We start from the raw sequence: 19,059 nt of genomic DNA on the forward strand, positions 1-19,059 counted from the left end.
TGTGAGGGGATTTTCTTATTAACGGCCGATTTGCTTTAATCCATCCGGAGTCATCTTTTCAGGTGACCAGGCAGGCTCCCATACGAGATTAACCTCTACCTTCGAGATTTCCTCCATCTCTTCAAGACAGTATTTTACACCGCTTGTTATGCTGTCATGCAAGGGACATCCAGGTGTTGTTAATGTCATTGTAACATAAACAAAATCCTCTTCAGGAAACTCAATATCATAAATTAAGCCTAAATCAACAACATTTATATTAAGCTCAGGATCCATTACTCTTTTTAAATTGCTTAGTACTTTTTCTTTTAATGTCATGATAGAACCCTCCTATTTTGTAACTACTTTGGCAATGGCAAAACAGAATAAGAAGCAGGCGATTGTAAATAATAACTGACCAGATATGAACAGTGCCTTGCTGCCGATGAATAAAGAAAGAGCTACACCAATTATTCCGATTACTAGACAAGCAAACACAGGTGTAGATGCTCGATCATTGACCATATCTTTTAGTGATGGAACATCTTTTTTTCCAATTTCCTTGCTGTACTTTGCTGTCCACCATAAGAAGGGGACAATTTTATACAAGTAGCCAATGATACTAAAGGCAATCCAAAAGAAAAGATACATCATTAATAAAGGACCAACTGCTTTTGAAAAAACACCGGTTAGTGCTGTGATAAACGCAGCAAAATGAATTAATCCGCCACTTAAAATAGCAATTAATGCAAATGTAAACGAACGGTCAAGCTTCTTTTTCACTCTTTTTTTAAGGATGAGCGAAATATGATAAATAAATATGGCAAAACCAATGAGCTGCAGCAATAGACCAGCTATTAAAGCAACGCTTGACTCTGTAAAGAAGGAGACAATTGCTACAAACAGTCCTCCAGCATAAAACGGATAAACAAACTTCGCAGGCTTCATGCTGTATCCATGGGATAGAGAGAACATCGGCACCATTTTATAAGAAAAGCCGAAAATTAGCATCGTAAACCAGCCAGCCGTTCCAAGCAGTAAATGGCTTTTAAAGATCGCAAAATATTGATTGGCTGCTGCACCTGATTTCATGCTATAAAGCATAGTGATACCAAGTCCAATCGTTAGAAGCAGACAAACTAATGCGGTGCCAACATATAATGTTAATATATTTGGCTTTGCTTGTTTACGTAAGGTCATAAACATTTGAAAAAGGAACATGAGTATCCCAATTAACGTAATGATTCCTGGGATGAGCGCATTTTGTGGATCATGAAACAAGAAATGCGCGAATGCAAAAGTCCCGATGGCAGTCACACCAAATTGAATAAAACCGAATTTTTCATTCCAAATGGGGGTCAAGAAAGCGACGGGAACGAGCTGGTACATCGCTCCCATTGCTATCATTAATGCCCAGCCTAAAATGAACAGATGAGCTGCCGACCAGATGCCAGGAACACGGAATTGACCATCCATTAAAAAATCGCCCTGAAATAAAAGTAGAATCTGTGATGCCAACAAAGCGACCATGCTGACAAAAATAAAAGAAAATGGGAGTTTAATATTTGTTTCATTGCCTGAAGCTGAAGGACCCAACTTCATCACCTTCTTTATTTCGTAATTTCAATTAAATAGCTTCCATCTTCCCGTTCAGATGTTACATGTTTATATCCTTTTTCATCTAATTGTTCATATAAAAACATCGGTCTTCGATCATTAATAATTGATAATGTTTCACCAACGGATAAGGATTCCAGCGCATCAAGCGTCCTCATCATTGGCTGAGGCGGTTCAAGACCCCGATTATCTAGAATCATAGCCATTACCCTCTTTTCGTAAAAGTAACTTTCCAATGTTTCTTCTCTAATTCCTCTGCTTCATGTTCAAACCCTTTTGCTTTCAAAACAGTAAATAAGGGAGCTGGCTTAAATGGAGCATGAAGGATAAATACATCTCCTTTTTCCAGTCCGTTTATCGCTTGCATGATCTTTTGAAATGGTTCTAATTTGTTTTTAATATCTTCTCTAACATCTAATTCGATTACTTTATTTTCCATGTTTAACTCTCTCCTTCAAATATGAAATATATAATTATAGAATTTCTTGTTTAAGACCATCTCGATTAACTAGAAAGAATCCCTCTTCATCCGTTAACAAAAAGTCCTTTTTCTTTAATTGGCTGATTGTTCTGCTCACTGTTTCCCTCGAAGTTCCAATCATATTTGCCAGTTCCCGATTGGTGAAATGAGTAGTGATTTTATATAAATCATCTAATTTCATTCCATTTGTTTTGCAAAGCCTTAAAAATAGCATGATTATTTGCTCATACGTATTATGAAGAATTTGTTCCTCCAGCCGGTTTTGTAAATCAACAATCTTTTCCCCTAATACTTTGAATAGCTTAATACAAAGCAATGGATTAGTAAGGAGGATTTTTTCAAAATCATCGATTGGGATTGTTATTAGTTGTGCTTCTTCAATCACTTCCGCGTGTGCTGGATAATTCCCTTGTCTGAAAAAACCAGCGTGGGGGAACATTTCTCCGGCTTCAAGAACGGAAACAATTTGCTCTCTGCCAGATGTATCTGTTTTATAAATCTTTATTTTCCCCGAATGGATGAAGAACACGCGATCAAGCGGATCGCCCTGCATGAATACATATAATTTATACTTATACAATCGGGTTTGGGCGATATCTACAATATGGGAAAGCTCCTCTTTCTCTAAATCTTTAAATAGAGGAACTGCCTTGAGGCGTTTTTCAATATCCTCAATTCTCAATTAGCTCACCTTCTTACAATTTTCTAGCTTAATATAAACCAAGTGTAGCACGATATTTTTGGAGAATAAGTGACCTGAATCATAGTAAATAAATATTTTGATTCTCATTCTCAACTAAGAAAAAGCAGAAAAAAAGGAACCCACTCCTAAGTGGATTCCTTTTCCTCTGCGCAATCAAAACAAAGTGTTTGCTGCTCATCTGTATGAATACCATTGAAAAAACCATCGATACAATAAAGATCCTTCCCGCATAAGTGACATTTACTTACGAGCTCTCTCAATATTTTCACTCCATTCCTTCATGTAATGCTGCTTTTCTTTTGAAATAAATAAATATCCAAATACTGTTAGCAAATAGTAGACAGGCTGCAATAATAAATCCTGTACTAAAAGAAACAGATAAAATGCCTGTTAATGAAGACCCAGCAACAACACCGAGTGAGAAAAATGCATAAAACAACCCAAATGCTTTTCCTCTTGTCTCTTCATCCGTTTGTTCAACAAGCATGGCAGATATAGAAGGAAATAAAAAGGCAAAGCCAGCACCGTATAAAATCATACAAATAAATAGATATGGAAGGGAAGCTGCATTGCTTAATAGAATGAGAGCAAATCCAATGATGGTCATTCCAAGCACCATCGTATGATGATGCGGATATTTATCAAATATCCGATTGGTCGGCAACCCGAAAATTAAAATCGCAGTAATTCCGAATGTACTTAGCAGCATCCCGCTAAAATGAGTTCCGTAGTTAAGCGATTCAACCTGTAAAGGAAGCATATAAGCTAAAACACCTTGAGCGAACATCAATGAAAAAGCACCAATGAAACTAAAGGCTAATACAGGAGTCTTCAAAATGGAAAACAACGTATAAAAAGACGATTCGACCTTGCTGCTCAGTGTGACTGATCGATTTGGCAAAATAAACGCTGAACAACCCGCAATCAGCAGCATTGCACAGGCGATGATTATAAACACCCATTCAACATTGTATTTAGATGCGACAATTCCTCCAAATGCAGGACCGATAATAGCGGAAATCCCAACAGCAACGCCTGAAATTGCCATTGATTTCCCCTGTTTACTCTCTGTTTCTCTATTTGCAAGAACAGTAAATGCAGCTGGAACGAGAAATCCGCTAAATAAACCATGAAAGAACCTTACGGCCATTAACTGGCCAGGTGTAGTGACGATCGTATACAGCAGCAATATTGCAGCGGTTAGGGGAAAGCCGAAAAGTAAAACCTTTTTGCCGCCTTGTTTATCAATCCAATAACCGGCCAAAATATTTCCGAACATATTAGAGAATGAGTACATCCCGACAATTAAACCAATGAAAGCGGGGGATGCACCTAAGCTTTTAGCAAAAGGACTCATGATCGGCAATTGGGAGAACATATCGAAAAAAGATATCAAAACGATAATTAAGATAAATTGTTTCATATAAACTAATCTCTTCCTATTATATAGATTTCCTTATTCCTATTATAACGGTTTCTAAAAAATAAAACGATGATTGTTCATTTTGAACCGATATTTTTGCTGTGGGGGAAATATCATAGGATAAATGTGACCCCTCTCACTAATTGTTTTCCACTAATTATATAAAATGAGGTTGTTAATAAATGATTAGGGGGAAAGAAACATGAAAGAATTTGCTCAAACAATCAATGCACCTGATTATCCGCCAAGAGAAAAGCATCCAACAATTTTTAAAGCATTTGATTCATTACAATCAGGTGAATGTATGCAATTAATCAATGATCATGACCCTAGACCGTTACAATACCAATTTATGATGGAAAGAGAAGAGCAGTTTACTTGGGAATACCTTGAAGAGGGTCCTGATACTTGGAGAGTAGCAATCGGAAAGAAATAGACCTTTGCTTCATTATATTGAACGAAAAGGCAACAGTTTGAATGCTGTTGTCTTTTTCCATTTTTCGAAAGAATATGATAATATAGAAGGGGTCATATGAAAATGAGGGGGAATATGAATGAGCGAGACTGTAAAACTAGTAGAAAAAGAGTTTTTGGATTACGTGAAAAAGATGGAAGCGTATAAAGAAGCCCTCGGATTAATTTATTGGGATTTACGGACAGGGGCTCCAAAACAAGGGGTGGAGCAGCGCTCGGAAGTAATTGGCATGTTATCTACTGATGTATTTAAAATGTCTACGTCAGAAGAAATGGAAGCTTACATAGTAGAATTAAGTGGCAATGAGTCGATTCTCTCTGAAATTACGATGAAAACACTACTTGAATGTAAAAAGGAATATGATCTCAACAAAAAAATTCCTGCTGAAGAGTATAAGGAATATGTCATTCTCCAGTCAAAGTCTGAAAGTATTTGGGAAGAAGCAAAAGCAAAATCAGATTTCGAAATGTTTCGCCCATACCTTGAGAAGCTTGTAGCAATGACAAAGCGTTTTATTCAGTATTGGGGTTTTAAAGGGAATAAATATAATACATTATTAGACATGTATGAACCAGGTGTGACGGTGGAAGTGCTCGATCAGGTATTTGGCCAGTTGAGAGAAAAAATCGTCCCGCTTGTACATAGTATTTCACAGTCAGAGCAAAAGTTAGAAACTGGCTTCTTATTTGAACATTTCCCTAAGGAAAAGCAGCGTGATTTTAGTTTAGAAATTCTTAAGCAAATGGGCTATAACTTTAATGCTGGGCGCCTTGATGAAACAGTACATCCGTTTGCGACCGGGTTAAATCCTGGTGATGTTCGTGTAACCACTAAATATGATGAACACGACTTCCGGACAGCTGTATTTGGGACGATTCATGAAGGTGGTCATGCACTTTATGAACAGAATATATCTACAGATTTAATTGGTACGCCTTTATGTGATGGAACTTCAATGGGAATTCATGAATCTCAATCACTTTTCTATGAAAACTTTGTTGGAAGGCATTACTCCTTCTGGAAAAAGAATTACGATTTACTAAAGGAGTATTCTGCCGGACAGTTTGATGAAGTTGGCTTAGATGACTTTTATCGGGCGATAAATGAATCGAAGCCTTCCCTCATTCGGATAGAAGCAGATGAATTAACTTATCCCCTGCATATCATCATTCGCTATGAAATTGAAAAAGGTTTATTTAACGATGAAATGGAAGTAAAGGATTTGCCGGAAATTTGGAATAAGAAGTATGAGCAATATCTAGGTGTTAGACCAGAAAATGACGCGCAAGGGGTTCTGCAGGATGTTCACTGGTCAGGCGGAAGCTTTGGATACTTCCCTTCTTATGCATTAGGATATATGTATGCAGCACAACTGAAGAATGCGATGATCAAGGATCTCCCAAACTATGATCAATTAGTAGAAGAGGGGAACCTATTGCCGATTAAAGAGTGGTTTACCGATCACATTCACAAATTTGGAAAGATGAAAAAGCCGCTTGATATCTTAAAAGATGTTACTGGTGAGGAATTAAATGCAAATTATTTAATTGATTATTTATATGAAAAGTATAGTAATGTGTACCAATTAAAATAAGTAGGATGAAGGGGATGGCATCTGTCATCCTCTTTCATCATATATGGAGAGAATGCTTTGAAGAAAATATTGCCTTATATCATGATTGCATCAGGAGCAAGCCTATGGGGGATAATTGCTTTCTTTGTTAAAGGGTTAGGAGCATATGATTTTACAGCGATGGAAATTGTGGCAATTCGTGTGATATTTGCAGCTGTTTTTTTACTAATTATCGGCATTGTCCGATATCCGAAGGAGATGAAACTAAAAGAAGTAAAGGATGTCAGGCTATTTGTCGGAACAGGAATCTTGAGTATTGTATTTTTTAACTTTTGTTATTTTACAACCATAAGTCAAATGAATATTTCTGTTGCGGTTATTCTCCTTTATACATCTCCTGCATTTGTGACAATCCTTTCCTTTATTTTTCTCAAAGAAAGCTTAACTATAACAAAGATCGCTGCAGTAGCAGGGACAATCCTAGGCTGTGTATTAATTGCGGGAATATCAATGGAAGATAGCAATATTACCTTTTTGGGAATTATCACTGGATTAGGGTCAGGGCTAGGATATGCACTGTACACGATATTTGGAAAGTTTGCCCTAAAAAAATATCAGCCCTTCACGATTACTTTATATACTTTTCTTATTGCGGCAATTGCACTCATTCCGGTAACAAGGCTTTGGACCAGGCTTGAAATATTAATGGACATGAAGGTTTTGCTGTATGGGATTGGCTTAGGATTAATTCCTACTGTACTAGCTTATTTCTTGTATACCTGGGGACTAGAGAAAACAGAGGGGAGCAAAGCGGCTATTATTGCCACAGTAGAACCAGTTGTTGCAACAATGTTAGGCGTATTCCTATATGGGGAAAGACTTGGCGTATTTCAAGTAATTGGTGCCTTATTAATCCTAGGATCTGTATTAATCGTTAACCTCTCTTTCCGGAAGAGGAGATTGAATGAAAGTGGGAATACGGATATAGCACAATAAAAACACTCCGATCGATTGATCGGAGTGTTTGAACTTACCAAAGTTTAAATCCTTTTGATCCTGGAGGAGCATTTTGAATTAAATCAATGAGCGGAAGAGTGTAAGCGAAAACGATAAGTATAGCTGAAATTCCAAGCCATAGCTTCCAATTATCGAATACTAATGGTGTTTTTTCTGCCCCTTTAGCTACTTCACCAACAGGGAATTCTTGTTCTCCTTTAGGAGCAAAGAAAGCAAGATTAATAAAGACATAAACCATAAGAATGATAGAAATGAATAGAATTGATCCACCAACTGCTTGAGCAATTTGATATGGTATCCATTCCGCAGCTTGAGCTGCTCCGCCATATTCAGAGAATGCAGAACGACGTGGTCCTCCGAGCAGCCCCTGAATATGCATTGAACTTGACATGAATAACATACCGATTGTCCATGTTATTCCTTGGATCATCGCTAATTTATTCATTTTCTTTGTTAAAATTCTTCCTGTTAAATGAGGGATTAGCCAATAAGCAACCCCATAGAATGTTAGAATAACAGCAAATGCAACAGTCATATGGAAGTGTCCAGTAATCCAAATCGTATTATGGACAAGCTGGTTCATTTGGTGTGAAGCGTTAACAATACCGCCTGCACCGCCTGGAATAAATCCTAGCATACCAATGAACGGAATCGTAAATCTTGCATCACCCCAAGGCAGCTTTTTGAACCAGCCAAAAAGTCCTTTTGCCCCTTTCGAACGTCCATAGCTTTCAAACGTTGCGAATAATGAGAATGCGGTCATTAAAGAAGGAATGACAACTAAGAAAGTTAAGATAACTTGTATAAACTTCCAAGCTGGATCAATTCCAGGCTCTACTAACTGATGGTGTAAACCGACAGGAATGGAGAAAAATAAGAGCAATACAAAAGACAAACGTGCTAAAGAATCAGAGAATATTTTTCCGCCAATAATTTTCGGAATAATAGCATACCAAACCATATAAGCTGGCAATAACCAGAAGTATACAAGTGGATGTCCAAAATACCAGAATAATGTTCGTGAAAGACCAACATTAATCGTTTCTACCAACCCTAGAGACCAAGGCAATATTTGGAATAAAACGGTTGTCGCTACACCAATCGTAGCGATATCCCACATCATTAATGTAATTACTGCCATAAAGGTTAATAATGGGCTTGATTGACCTGGATTAGCTTTTCTCCATTCACCATATTTCATGAAAACAGCTGCACTGCCTACCCAAGAACCAACGACAACTAATGTTAGTCCTATGTAAAAAACTGCATGAGCTTGCAATGGTGCATAGAAAGTATAAAGTACAGATGCTTCATTTAATAGGATCATAATAGCTGCCATAATTGTACCAATTGTTAATAAAGCAAAACTGATCCATGCTAAAGTACGCTGGCGATTTGTATAAGTACCTGCAGTTTTACTAACGACTGCATGTAAGAAGCCCATAATAAAGAATGTAGTCATAACGAGTGCTAAAACAACGCCGTGCAGGGTTAATAATTGATAATAGCCAATTCCAAAGGGTAATTCAAATTTACCGGATCGAACGAATGTTTGTAATAAACCTGCTAGACCCCCTATTGCCAAAGCAACGATGAAAACATAGAAGTGAGCCATTGCTAGTTTTCCATCACGCGGATCCACCTTAAGTTTCGCTTGTATGTTCATTATTCAACCACCTCAATCATCGAGTGCATCATATGGTGTCCAACACCACAATATTCATTACATACAATTAAGAATTCACCTGGGTTTTTAAATGTTGTTACAACTTCACTTATATATCCAGGTTCAAGCATCATATTGACATTTGTACCTGCAGCTTGGAATCCGTGCATAACATCCTTTGATGTAGCGATTACTTTTACCTTTGCTCCAAGCGGTACTTCGACGCGTGCCGGGCTATAAGAGAACGCAGAAGCTACAAAAACTAATTCGTAATCCCATTCTTTTCCTTCTACCTTTTTCAGTCCTGGCTCATTAAATGGTGCAGTAGTGTCAACCTTTTCAGGATCAATTGTTGCCAAACAGCTTGGCGGCTGGTTTCCAAGATAAAATGCGCTGACACCAATTACTGTTAGAAATACTAACAGCGCACCAAACCCAAAAATAAGCCAGATCTTTTCAAACTTATGCATGTGCATGGTTTTTTTCCCCTTTCATTATTAACGGCTTAAAAATAGCATATAAAGTCCAACCCATGTAATAATTAGGATAGCTCCTAGAATCATTACGGAAGCTAATGTTCCATTTAGATTTGTACTATCCTCAACTTCTGTTTCAGTATCTATCTTCCTGTTGAGTTCCGTCTTCGCCATTTTCTTTCACTCCCTTCGAAAATTTGAAAAAAGTAAATGATTACAATTTCATAATACAAGACAATCGCTAGGAATCTACACCGTTATTGGGATTTCACAAAATGTTCATTCCTAACTTAATTACTATAGTAATAGTGAAAAATTGATTTTTCAGTGATAAATATCACGTCTAGAGTGTGATAAATGTGAAGAAATTGTGAAGCTTAATATGGTATCTTGACAAGGTTATTTATCAAACAGAATATTTCGTGAAATCAAGTAAAAGTCTATAGATATTGAATATTTTAAATACACGAACATTTGTGGTTTTTGGTTTAATATAGTTCGTTTTGTTTTTGGGAAAACTATTGATTTTTAAAAAGAGGATGGTATAATAACTTTATTAATTTAATAGTCTTTCACTCATATAATCGCGGGGATATGGCCTGCAAGTTTCTACCGAGTTACCGTAAATAACTTGACTATGAGTGAGCAATGGATAGAGATTTTCTGTCTCTTTCTCGCCATTCACTTTACTTGTAAAGCCTGAAGGTCATTGCTTCACTCATTTTATGATGTGAATGCATTGTCCTTCAGGCTTATTTATATTTGATCAACCTGAAGAAATCATTAGAGGAGGTACAAACAACATGGATTTACTTATTCAAACGATTAAAGAGGAAGGAATTGTTCTGTCTGATTCAGTATTAAAAGTAGATTCCTTTCTAAATCATCAGATTAATCCTCAACTAATGTTTGAGATCGGGAAGGAATTTGCAAACCGTTTTAAAGAGGATGGAATTACAAAGATCGTAACGATTGAGTCTTCTGGAATTGCACCATCCGTTATGGCAGGCTTACAATTAGGCATTCCAGTTATCTTTGCTCGAAAGAAGAAATCACTAACATTAGTAAATGATTTACTAACGGCGAAAGTTTATTCATTTACAAAGCAGGAATCAAATGATATATCCGTGTCGAAAAAATATATAAATGAAAATGACCGTGTTCTTATTATTGATGATTTTCTTGCAAACGGTCAGGCTGCGATTGGACTAGCGGAAATTGTCAAACAGGCAAATGCAGAAATTGCAGGTATTGGGATCGTCATTGAGAAAGGCTTTCAATCTGGCGGTAAGCTTCTTCGAGAACAAGGCTACAGAGTTGAATCACTAGCAACCATTCATTCACTAAATGAAGGAAAAGTGACATTTACATTGGATAAAACAGAGGAGGCAGTAAGATGAAACAGCACCCATTTAAAATTGCTTCACTAGGTATCCAGCATGTATTAGCCATGTATGCAGGTGCTGTTATCGTTCCGTTAATTATTGGAGGAGCACTTGGATTAACTGGGGAACAGCTGACTTACCTCGTATCAATTGATATTATGACAAGTGGCTTGGCAACCATTCTGCAAGTATGGAGAAATAAATATTTTGGCATTGGACTTCCGATTGTCCTCGGATGTACATTTACTGCAGTAGCTCCAATTATTGCGATTGGAAATTCATACGGGATTTCGGCGATTTATGGAGCCATTATTGTATCAGGTATATTTGTCGTTTTAATCGGTAAATACTTTGGCAAGCTTGTTCGATTTTTCCCTCCGGTTGTAACAGGATCTGTTGTAACAATTATTGGGATTACACTTGTTCCGGTTGCTATGAACAATATGGCTGGCGGACAAGGAAGTCCAGACTTTGGCTCATTATCCAATATTGGTCTGGCATTTGGAACGTTGCTATTTATTGTTCTTCTTTTCCGTTTTTCGAAAGGATTCATTCGTTCTATTTCGATTTTAATTGGCTTAATTGCTGGAACAATCGTTGCTTTCTTCATGGGAAAGGTTGATTTTAGTGCTGTTGGGGATGCTTCATGGTTCCATATGGCAAAGCCATTTTATTTTGGAATGCCAACATTTGAAATAACTCCAATCATTACAATGATTCTCGTGGCAATGGTAAGTTTAGTTGAGTCTTCTGGTGTTTATTTTGCACTTGGGGATATTTGCGGAAAGAAAATTGAAGAAAAGGATCTTGTTAAAGGCTATCGTGCGGAAGGGTTAGCAAGTATTATTGGCGGGATATTCAACTCATTCCCATATACAACCTATTCACAAAACGTGGGTCTTATCCAAATATCAGGTGTAAGAACAAGCAATGTCATTTATACAGCTGCTGGAATGTTAATTTTGCTTGGGTTTGTTCCGAAAATTGGTGCACTCACAACCGTTATTCCTCCATCCGTTCTAGGTGGCGCAATGATCGCAATGTTTGGGATGGTTGTTGCTTCTGGGATTAAAATGCTAAGTAAAGTAGAATTTGCTTCACAGGAAAATTTATTAATTATTGCTTGTTCAGTAGGGATGGGACTTGGTGTCTCCGTTGTACCAGGATTATTTTCACAGCTCCCAGAAAACATCCGAATTTTAACGGAGAATGGAATTGTCGCTGGAAGCTTAACTGCTATCTTGTTAAATATCTTATTTAATGAATTAAAAATAAAACAAAAGCAGCCTGATATCATTGAGGAGCCAAAAGCTTCTTAAGGTGTTTTTAATTTTAATGTGGCTTTGCGAATACTAATAAAGTTGAAACTATCGTAATTTTCATCATTTAACTCTTTATCAAAAAAACAGCTAATCAAGATATTAGCTGTTTTTTTGTAATAAAAGTCAGTTTCTTCACTCTATCTAACAAGAAAAAATATGAGTTCCTGATGGAGGAATTGAATTTTCACCTCATAAATTAGGTGATTTAGTTATACCATTTACCTTGACAAAACTATTTGCAGAGAAAAACCATGCTTCATCAATAATTAATGCCTTATGGGAAAATGAATAAATCAAAAAAAAAACTTTTCTTCACACATTCATCAAAGGAGTAATATGATAGCTTATAGTTTACATTCAGGATGTGTATTGAAGATGATGGAGAAATATTATTGCGATAACTGCAGGCTTTTATATAATCAAGAAGGAAGTTGTACAGTATGCGGTACAATAGTGAAAAACAAATTAGTCATTGAAGTGCATAAGCAAAATAATTCGAACAATTATGCAGAACCGGAGTAATCCGGTGTTTTTTTTTTGAAGAAAACGGTACTGTAATGTACCGTTTTAGCTTCCTTCTATCATAAGCACAATCATTAAATCTCCAACATTTTGAATTTGAATAGGTAATTTTAATGCCTTAGAAAAGCCATAAACCTTCGCACCCCCAACAAGAACGGTTGGTGGGGTAATATCCATTTCAAATCCTTTATCGGAAATAAAAGTAGAAAGATTGCCAGCGATCATATTTCCAAGTTCTCCAGAAAATGATTCCAGCATTTCACCTTCAAGTGCCATTCCAAACATTGCCTCGCCAATTTTGCCAAAAACAATTGAATCGCCATCAATTATTATTCGGCCTCTTACATCGCCTGTCATCCCGATTAAGACACCAATAGAATGCTGCGTGAAAGGTTGTGTAAATATTGATGGTTTATCTACAGTTATTTCTAACGGCAATATGGCTTTGACTGCATGTATAGTACCGTTTAAAATGTCTGTTACACTTTTCGTAATTGTTGTCACACCGCATTCCTCCAATAAAAAGCTATTTTTAATATTATCATATTTGTCGAATTTTAGATGTAAAGAATCATAAAAAACTATGCAATTTTTTCATAGATGATAGATTAAATAAAAGTTGGAAAATATTTGTTAATGAAGAGGGTGTGAAATAATCTTATAATGAATGTGCACAACAACTCCTTCAAAACAATATGCTTCCTCCGTAATGGGGGAAGTATTTTTTTTGTATAATAATTTCCTTTGTGGAAAAAATATCCTTAACTAGTTGAAGGAGAGGGTATGTATGCCATCAATTGTTTCGGTAGGGGAGGCCATACCTAAACATATATTAAAACAGGATGAAGTAATGATTTTTGCCAAGGAATTATTTTCTGAATCCTTTCGGGATATCGGTCGATTATTAAATGTGTTTCATAATGGTCAAATCGAAAAAAGACATTTTGTAAAAGGGATGGATTGGTTTCGTGAAGATCGATCATTTAAAGAAAGAAATGATGCTTACATAGATGGAGCTGTCGAGTTGGGGATTGAGGCCATTGAGAACTGTTTAAAAAGTAATCGATTTCTAAAAAAAGAAATATCGACAAATGATATTGATGCAATCTTTTGTATATCAAGTTCAGGCCTTGCTACGCCAAGTATTGAAGCGCGAATTATGAATAAGCTTCCCTTTGCACCACATACAAAAAGAATTCCGATTTGGGGTTTAGGTTGTGCAGGCGGTGCATCGGGACTTTCCCGAGCATATGAATATTGCCTTGCTTTTCCCGATGCAAAAGTATTAGTGCTTACTATTGAATTATGCAGCTTGACATTTCAAAGAAATGACCGCTCCAAAAGTAATTTAATAGGTACATCTCTTTTTGCGGATGGGGTCGCATGTACACTCGTAACTGGTGATCATACGGACAAAGCTTCCTTTCAAAGGCTTGAATGCAGTCCCTTAATTATTGCTACACAGTCGACGCTATTGCCTGATTCTTTGGGTATTATGGGGTGGGAAGTGAAGAATGAAGGATTGTATGTTGTTTTCTCGAAGGATATCCCTTCGATTGTTGAAGGCTGGCTCAAGCCGAATGTAACTTCCTTTTTATCCGAACAGCAGATGGGGATCAAAGAGATTCAGCATTTTATTGCCCATCCAGGCGGAAAGAAGGTGCTTGACGCATATGTTCAATCATTAGGGATTGATCCTTCTATGACCAATAAATCACTAGAAGTATTAAAATCTTACGGAAATATGTCTTCATCAACGATTCTATATGTACTGAAACGATTTATGGAGGAAGGACGGGCAGGTGATTACGGACTTGCTACAGCACTAGGACCTGGATTTAGCTCTGAGTTGCTCTTATTGAAATGGGAGGCATAAACGGATGTTATTTTATACTTTTGTTTTCCTTTTAATTAGTCAAAGGGTGTTAGAATTATTGATTGCTAAACGAAATGAACGCAGCTTGAAACAAAAGGGCGCAATCGAATTTGGACACTCCCATTATCCTTTTATTGTGGCTGTCCATAGTTTATTTTTTGTTTCTTTAATCTTAGAAGTAATTCTTTTCCAAAAGCATTTAACGCCAAGTTGGCCGATTTTTCTTTCTCTTTTTTTAATTGCTCAGTTTGGCAGACTATGGGCGTTAACTTCACTAGGGACATTTTGGAATACGAAAATTATTGTCTTGCCCGAAGGGGATATTGTCAAAAAGGGACCTTACAAGTATGTAAAGCATCCAAATTATATCATTGTTTCGATTGAGCTGATCGTCATCCCACTCCTATTTCAAGCCTATATGACCGCCCTATTATTTACGATTCTTAATGCTATTATCCTAAGTATCCGTATCCCTGCGGAGGAAAGAGCATTAAATTCATTAACTGAATACAAAGAAGCTTTTGCAAAAGACCCTTCCCAAATAAATGATGTTAAAAAAGTGTGACGATTTAACTTTTATATTGATAATGATTATCGTTCGTGATAAAATTCTAATTGAAGATGAAAATTGTTCTCATTTCAATTTTAACAGGAAGGTGTTGTTACATATGGTAGCGATATTTATTGCAGGCACAGTAACCGCCTACGCATTAGTAATGAAGCATGTTTTAAACAATGTTGTGAAGCCGCATACTCGATAAATTTGATAGGATAGATGGAAACCAGGTGCCCCCCTGGTTTTTTTATTTTGTCTAGACATAGGAATTATTAGAAAAATCATTTAAAATAGAGAGTAAATTTAATGAACAAGGGGATACGAATTCATGGTTCAAAAGGTATTACAACTAGAAGCAACGGAACTTATGAGTAAAATAATTGCTTTATATGATTATTTTCATACAAATGGAGATAAGAAGACGGCTGAGAGGGCAAAGGATTTAGCCGTGAAGCTCAATAAAGAGGAATATTCGATTGCCTTTTGTGGGCATTTTTCTGCCGGGAAATCGAGTATGATTAATCAAATCATTGGTGAAAATTTACTGCCATCCAGTCCGATTCCAACGAGTGCTAATCTGGTGAAAATCAAATCGGGAGATAGTTACGCAAAAGTGGTTTTTAAAGAAGGGAAATCGCGAATCTATCCGGCTCCTTATGATTATGATCAAATTAAATCATATTGCAAGGATGGTGACCAAATACATTCGATTGAAATTAGCTATGCGAACACGAGCCTACCGAAGGATGCCATAATTATGGACACACCTGGCATTGATTCAACAGATGATGCACACCGGATTGCAACAGAGTCCGCTCTGCATCTTGCTGATCTCGTATTTTATGTCATGGATTATAATCATGTACAGTCTGAATTAAACTTTCTTTTTACAAAAGAATTAACAGCTGCTGGGAAACAAGTTTATTTAATTATTAATCAAATTGATAAGCATCGTGACGATGAATTAAGCTTTGATGAATTTAAGTCAAGTGTACAGGATTCATTTGCCTCATGGGGAGTAAAACCGGCAAGAATCTTTTACACCTCTTTAAAGGATTTGTTTTATGAAGAAAATGAGTTTTCTGACCTGCAGCAATTCATCGAAGACACGATCACGAAAAGAAAATCATTGCTTCCTGAATCCGTTTTACAGTCATTAACAAAATTGACGGAGGAGCATCTAATCTTTTTAGAGGAAAAACAATGGGAAGCTAGAGAGAAATACGAAGGTATTCTAGCTGAACTATCTTCTGAAGAGAGAAAGTTATTACCAGAACAATTGGAAGCGAACAGAAATATGTTAGCTGAAATGACAGCAATCGCAGCGACTACCGAAAATAGTCTCAACAATAAAGTAGATGAAATATTAAAAAATGCCTATTTAATGCCTTTCCAAACGAGAGAGTTGGCTGAGGCGTATATCGAGTCACGGCAATCTAATTTTAAGGTCGGCCTTTTCTTTTCAAAGCAAAAGACGGAACAGGAAAGAGAATCTCGTTTGAGTCAATTTCATAAAGGCTTTTTAGAAAATGTTCAATCACAGCTTGATTGGCATTTAAAAGAACTGTATGTGAAGGAAATGAAAAAATTTGATATTCATGATTCAGCACTTTTGGCAAAAGCACAAAGCTTTCAGCTAGATGTGCCAGAATCGTTGCTTGTTCAAGCTGTAAAGGACGGGGCCATGTTATCTGGTGATTATGTTCTCCAATATACAAATGAAGTGGCAGAGCTCGTTAAAAAGCTAGCAAAAAATAGCTTATTGCCATTAAAAGCCTCATTCCTTGAAGCACTGCAATCAATAAATGAGCATGAGAAGCAAAAGCTGGAAAAAGAATGCAAACAATTAAAAATTTATGCGGATGCATGGGAAGGATTAAAAAGTATAAAAGAAGTTCAAGGTCAATCCAAGAAACAAGTCTCTGATTTTCTAGCTGGGAAATTTTCAATGGAGCAAATGGAAGAAAAAACGGAACAATTATTAACTAGTGCAACAGAGGACGCAGAAATTGTCTATCAAATAGAGGAATCATCCATAAATTCTGAAAAAGACGAGCAGGATATTAAAGAAGAAACCGATGTACTAATAAAAGATAAAAAAGGTCTTGATCCATCTTCCATTCATAATTTAGTAGAGAAACTAAACTTTACGGCAAAAAAAGTTCAAACTGTTCCAGGCTTTAAAAAAATGGCTGAAGAGTTAGTACAAAAAGCAAAACGTCTTCAGAATAAGCAATTTACTGTTGCACTTTTTGGTGCTTTCAGTGCAGGAAAATCTTCTTTTGCCAATGCACTAATTGGAGAAAAGGTTCTTCCAGTTTCGCCAAATCCAACAACAGCGGCAATCAATAAAATTATGCCGATAAATGGGCAGCATGGACATGGAACGGTGTTAGTAAAGGTAAAGGATTCTCATATATTATTTGACGATGTGAGCCGTTCACTTAAATTATTTGATTTGACCGCTATCGATTTTGATGATGCATTAAAAAAAATAGCTAAAGTTATAAATGGAAAAATAGATTTTGAAGCAAATGAAAAGACTCACTTTGCCTTTTTACAAGCTTTTTTACGAGGGTTTGAAGCATTCCGTCAAGTACTTGGAACAACTGTGGAGACGGATCTAGATCAATTAAAGGATTATGTGGCAATCGAGGAAAAATCTTGTTTTGTAGAAATGATCGAAGTGTATTATGACTGTGCGCTCACTCGACAGGGAATTACGCTCGTGGATACACCTGGAGCAGATTCGATTAATGCTCGCCATACAGGCGTTGCTTTTGATTATATTAAAAATTCAGATGCCATTCTTTTTGTTACTTATTATAACCATGCATTTTCAAAGGCTGATCGCGAGTTTCTCATTCAACTTGGTCGTGTAAAGGATTCATTCGAGCTTGATAAAATGTTTTTCATTGTGAATGCAATTGATTTAGCTAATAATGAGGAAGAAAAAGATTCTGTACTTGAGTATGTGAGAGAACAGCTCACCCAATATGGGATTCGCCGGCCGAATCTATTTGGCCTATCCAGTCTCCAGGCATTGGCAGAAAAGCTAAATCAAAAGGCAGCGACCGAGTCAAAATTGAGTATTTTTGAAGAAAGCTTTTATTCATTTATAACGAATGAATTGATGGAAATATCCGTAACATCGGCTGAGATGGAATGGCAGCGTGTGTTAGAGCAGCTTAGAAACTTTATCCAATCATCCCAGGACGATAAAGAAAGTAAGAATCAGAGACGAAATCATTTAGAAAATGAGCAAAAAATGATTGAAGATATGATTCGCAAGCAAGATGCAGCTTTTTTTTCACAAAGGCTGACACAGGAAGCAGACGAGCTTGTCTATTATATAAGGCAGCGTGTTTTTTTACGATTTAATGATTTTGTTAAAGAAGCGTTTAATCCAGCTCTCCTTAAAGACGATGGAAGAAATTTAAAGAAAGCGCTGCAAACGGCACTCACTGATTTTCTGCAAAGCTTCGGCTTTGATTTTGCTCAGGAGCTGAGAGCAACAACCGTTCGAATGGAGGTATATATCGGAAAACTTCTAAAGGAAGCGCAGGATAGACTAATTGCTTCAACACGTGAAATTAATTTAGAGCTTAAGTTTAGTCCGTTTGAAGGGAAAAAGCTTGAAGGCATCGATTTTGAAACAGCTTTCCAGAATGAAGACCAAGCCCAATTTAAAAAGGCACTTGCTCATTTTAAAAACCCGAAATCCTTTTTTGAGAAGAACGAACGGAAACATCTAAGTGATGAGCTTGAGGAAAATATGCAGGACCCTTCTGCTATTTATTTGCAAACGGAAAGTATGCGGCTGAAAAATTATTATGAGGACATGCTGAATGAAGAATTTGCTCGTTTTCTAGCCGTTCATATGGAGCAGGCAGAGGAATACTATAATGGTTTGTTAGCTGTCTTAAGGGATGACTTCCCGATTGAACAGCTAAAAGAAATGGAGAAGGAAATAACGGGCAAAGGGTGA

18 protein-coding genes, 1 pseudogene and 1 riboswitch are annotated in these 19,059 nt (G+C 36.7%); of the genes and pseudogenes, 8 read left to right on the top strand and 11 right to left on the bottom strand.

Annotated elements, in window-relative coordinates; genetic code table 11:
• Positions 1-18: 18 nt before the first annotated feature.
• The 7 genes and pseudogenes from FI644_RS18510 to FI644_RS18535 all read right to left on the bottom strand — a co-directional run.
• Entirely contained in the window at positions 19-318 is a 300-nt protein-coding gene (locus FI644_RS18510; protein ID WP_053476750.1) for a metal-sulfur cluster assembly factor, read from the bottom strand.
• A 12-nt stretch (positions 319-330) separates the two neighbouring features.
• Complete coding sequence (locus FI644_RS18515) at positions 331-1,581, bottom strand: hypothetical protein (protein WP_142108702.1); 1,251 nt, start codon at positions 1,579-1,581, stop codon at positions 331-333.
• A gap of 8 nt (positions 1,582-1,589) precedes the next feature.
• On the bottom strand, positions 1,590-1,796 hold the full coding sequence (locus FI644_RS18520) for a DUF2249 domain-containing protein (protein WP_053477575.1): 207 nt from the start codon (positions 1,794-1,796) through the stop codon (positions 1,590-1,592).
• 5 nt (positions 1,797-1,801) lie between these two features.
• Positions 1,802-2,035 (bottom strand): DUF2249 domain-containing protein, encoded by a 234-nt coding sequence (locus tag FI644_RS18525; RefSeq protein WP_053476748.1) that lies wholly within the window; start codon positions 2,033-2,035, stop codon positions 1,802-1,804.
• A gap of 34 nt (positions 2,036-2,069) precedes the next feature.
• The gene (locus FI644_RS18530; RefSeq protein ID WP_053476747.1) at positions 2,070-2,759 is read right to left on the bottom strand and encodes a Crp/Fnr family transcriptional regulator; all 690 of its coding nucleotides are present in this window, start codon (positions 2,757-2,759) and stop codon (positions 2,070-2,072) included.
• A 146-nt stretch (positions 2,760-2,905) separates the two neighbouring features.
• Positions 2,906-3,040, bottom strand: coding sequence for a hypothetical protein (locus FI644_RS27165; protein ID WP_256376266.1), 135 nt, complete (start codon positions 3,038-3,040; stop codon positions 2,906-2,908).
• Positions 3,041-3,045: 5 nt separating this feature from the next.
• A pseudogene (locus FI644_RS18535) lies at positions 3,046-4,212 on the bottom strand (MFS transporter); the annotation flags it as partial.
• 193 nt (positions 4,213-4,405) lie between these two features.
• Here FI644_RS18535 and FI644_RS18540 point away from each other — a divergent pair.
• The 3 genes from FI644_RS18540 to FI644_RS18550 all read left to right on the top strand — a co-directional run bounded on the left by FI644_RS18540 (position 4,406) and on the right by FI644_RS18550 (position 7,247).
• Entirely contained in the window at positions 4,406-4,639 is a 234-nt protein-coding gene (locus tag FI644_RS18540; RefSeq protein ID WP_053476745.1) for a DUF2249 domain-containing protein, read from the top strand.
• A 118-nt stretch (positions 4,640-4,757) separates the two neighbouring features.
• Positions 4,758-6,272 (top strand): carboxypeptidase M32, encoded by a 1,515-nt coding sequence (locus FI644_RS18545; RefSeq protein WP_053476744.1) that lies wholly within the window; start codon positions 4,758-4,760, stop codon positions 6,270-6,272.
• Between the two features lie 57 nt (positions 6,273-6,329).
• Positions 6,330-7,247 carry a DMT family transporter gene (locus FI644_RS18550; protein ID WP_053476743.1) on the top strand — a complete coding sequence of 306 codons (918 nt, stop codon included), beginning with the start codon at positions 6,330-6,332 and terminating at the stop codon, positions 7,245-7,247.
• Positions 7,248-7,281: 34 nt separating this feature from the next.
• On the opposite strand, the gene FI644_RS18555 is transcribed toward FI644_RS18550, so the two are convergent.
• From FI644_RS18555 to FI644_RS18565, 3 genes are read right to left on the bottom strand one after another with little or no spacing between them, the layout of a single operon-like run.
• Positions 7,282-8,934 (bottom strand): b(o/a)3-type cytochrome-c oxidase subunit 1, encoded by a 1,653-nt coding sequence (locus FI644_RS18555; RefSeq protein WP_053476742.1) that lies wholly within the window; start codon positions 8,932-8,934, stop codon positions 7,282-7,284.
• Positions 8,934-9,410, bottom strand: a complete 477-nt coding sequence (locus FI644_RS18560; protein WP_053476741.1) for a cytochrome c oxidase subunit II — start codon at positions 9,408-9,410, stop codon at positions 8,934-8,936. The genes FI644_RS18555 and FI644_RS18560 overlap by 1 nt, the downstream gene beginning before the upstream one ends.
• Before the next feature lie 21 nt (positions 9,411-9,431).
• Complete coding sequence (locus FI644_RS18565; protein WP_053476740.1) at positions 9,432-9,584, bottom strand: cytochrome c oxidase subunit 2A; 153 nt, start codon at positions 9,582-9,584, stop codon at positions 9,432-9,434.
• Between the two features lie 382 nt (positions 9,585-9,966).
• A riboswitch (purine riboswitch) is annotated at positions 9,967-10,068 on the top strand.
• A 145-nt stretch (positions 10,069-10,213) separates the two neighbouring features.
• On the opposite strand from FI644_RS18565, the gene FI644_RS18570 reads away from it, so the two are divergent.
• Together FI644_RS18570 and FI644_RS18575 are read left to right on the top strand one after the other, a co-directional pair.
• A complete protein-coding gene (locus FI644_RS18570) occupies positions 10,214-10,810 on the top strand; it encodes a xanthine phosphoribosyltransferase (RefSeq protein ID WP_053476739.1) in 597 nt (198 codons plus the stop codon).
• Positions 10,807-12,114, top strand: coding sequence for a nucleobase:cation symporter-2 family protein (locus tag FI644_RS18575; RefSeq protein WP_053476738.1), 1,308 nt, complete (start codon positions 10,807-10,809; stop codon positions 12,112-12,114). Before FI644_RS18570 ends, FI644_RS18575 begins: the two co-directional genes overlap by 4 nt.
• A 570-nt stretch (positions 12,115-12,684) precedes the next feature.
• Here FI644_RS18575 and FI644_RS18580 read toward each other — a convergent pair.
• Positions 12,685-13,143, bottom strand: coding sequence for a chemotaxis protein CheX (locus tag FI644_RS18580; protein ID WP_053476737.1), 459 nt, complete (start codon positions 13,141-13,143; stop codon positions 12,685-12,687).
• Positions 13,144-13,426: 283 nt separating this feature from the next.
• Between FI644_RS18580 and FI644_RS18585 the strand changes: the two genes are divergently transcribed.
• The 3 genes from FI644_RS18585 to FI644_RS18595 all read left to right on the top strand — a co-directional run bounded on the left by FI644_RS18585 (position 13,427) and on the right by FI644_RS18595 (position 19,059).
• The gene (locus FI644_RS18585; RefSeq protein WP_053476736.1) at positions 13,427-14,515 is read left to right on the top strand and encodes a type III polyketide synthase; all 1,089 of its coding nucleotides are present in this window, start codon (positions 13,427-13,429) and stop codon (positions 14,513-14,515) included.
• Between the two features lie 4 nt (positions 14,516-14,519).
• The gene (locus tag FI644_RS18590) at positions 14,520-15,080 is read left to right on the top strand and encodes an isoprenylcysteine carboxyl methyltransferase family protein (RefSeq protein WP_056685384.1); all 561 of its coding nucleotides are present in this window, start codon (positions 14,520-14,522) and stop codon (positions 15,078-15,080) included.
• A 319-nt stretch (positions 15,081-15,399) separates the two neighbouring features.
• A complete protein-coding gene (locus FI644_RS18595) occupies positions 15,400-19,059 on the top strand; it encodes a dynamin family protein (protein WP_142108703.1) in 3,660 nt (1,219 codons plus the stop codon).

It is taken from the genome of Cytobacillus solani, assembly GCF_006704205.1.
Classification (GTDB): domain Bacteria; phylum Bacillota; class Bacilli; order Bacillales; family Cytobacillaceae; genus Cytobacillus; species Cytobacillus solani.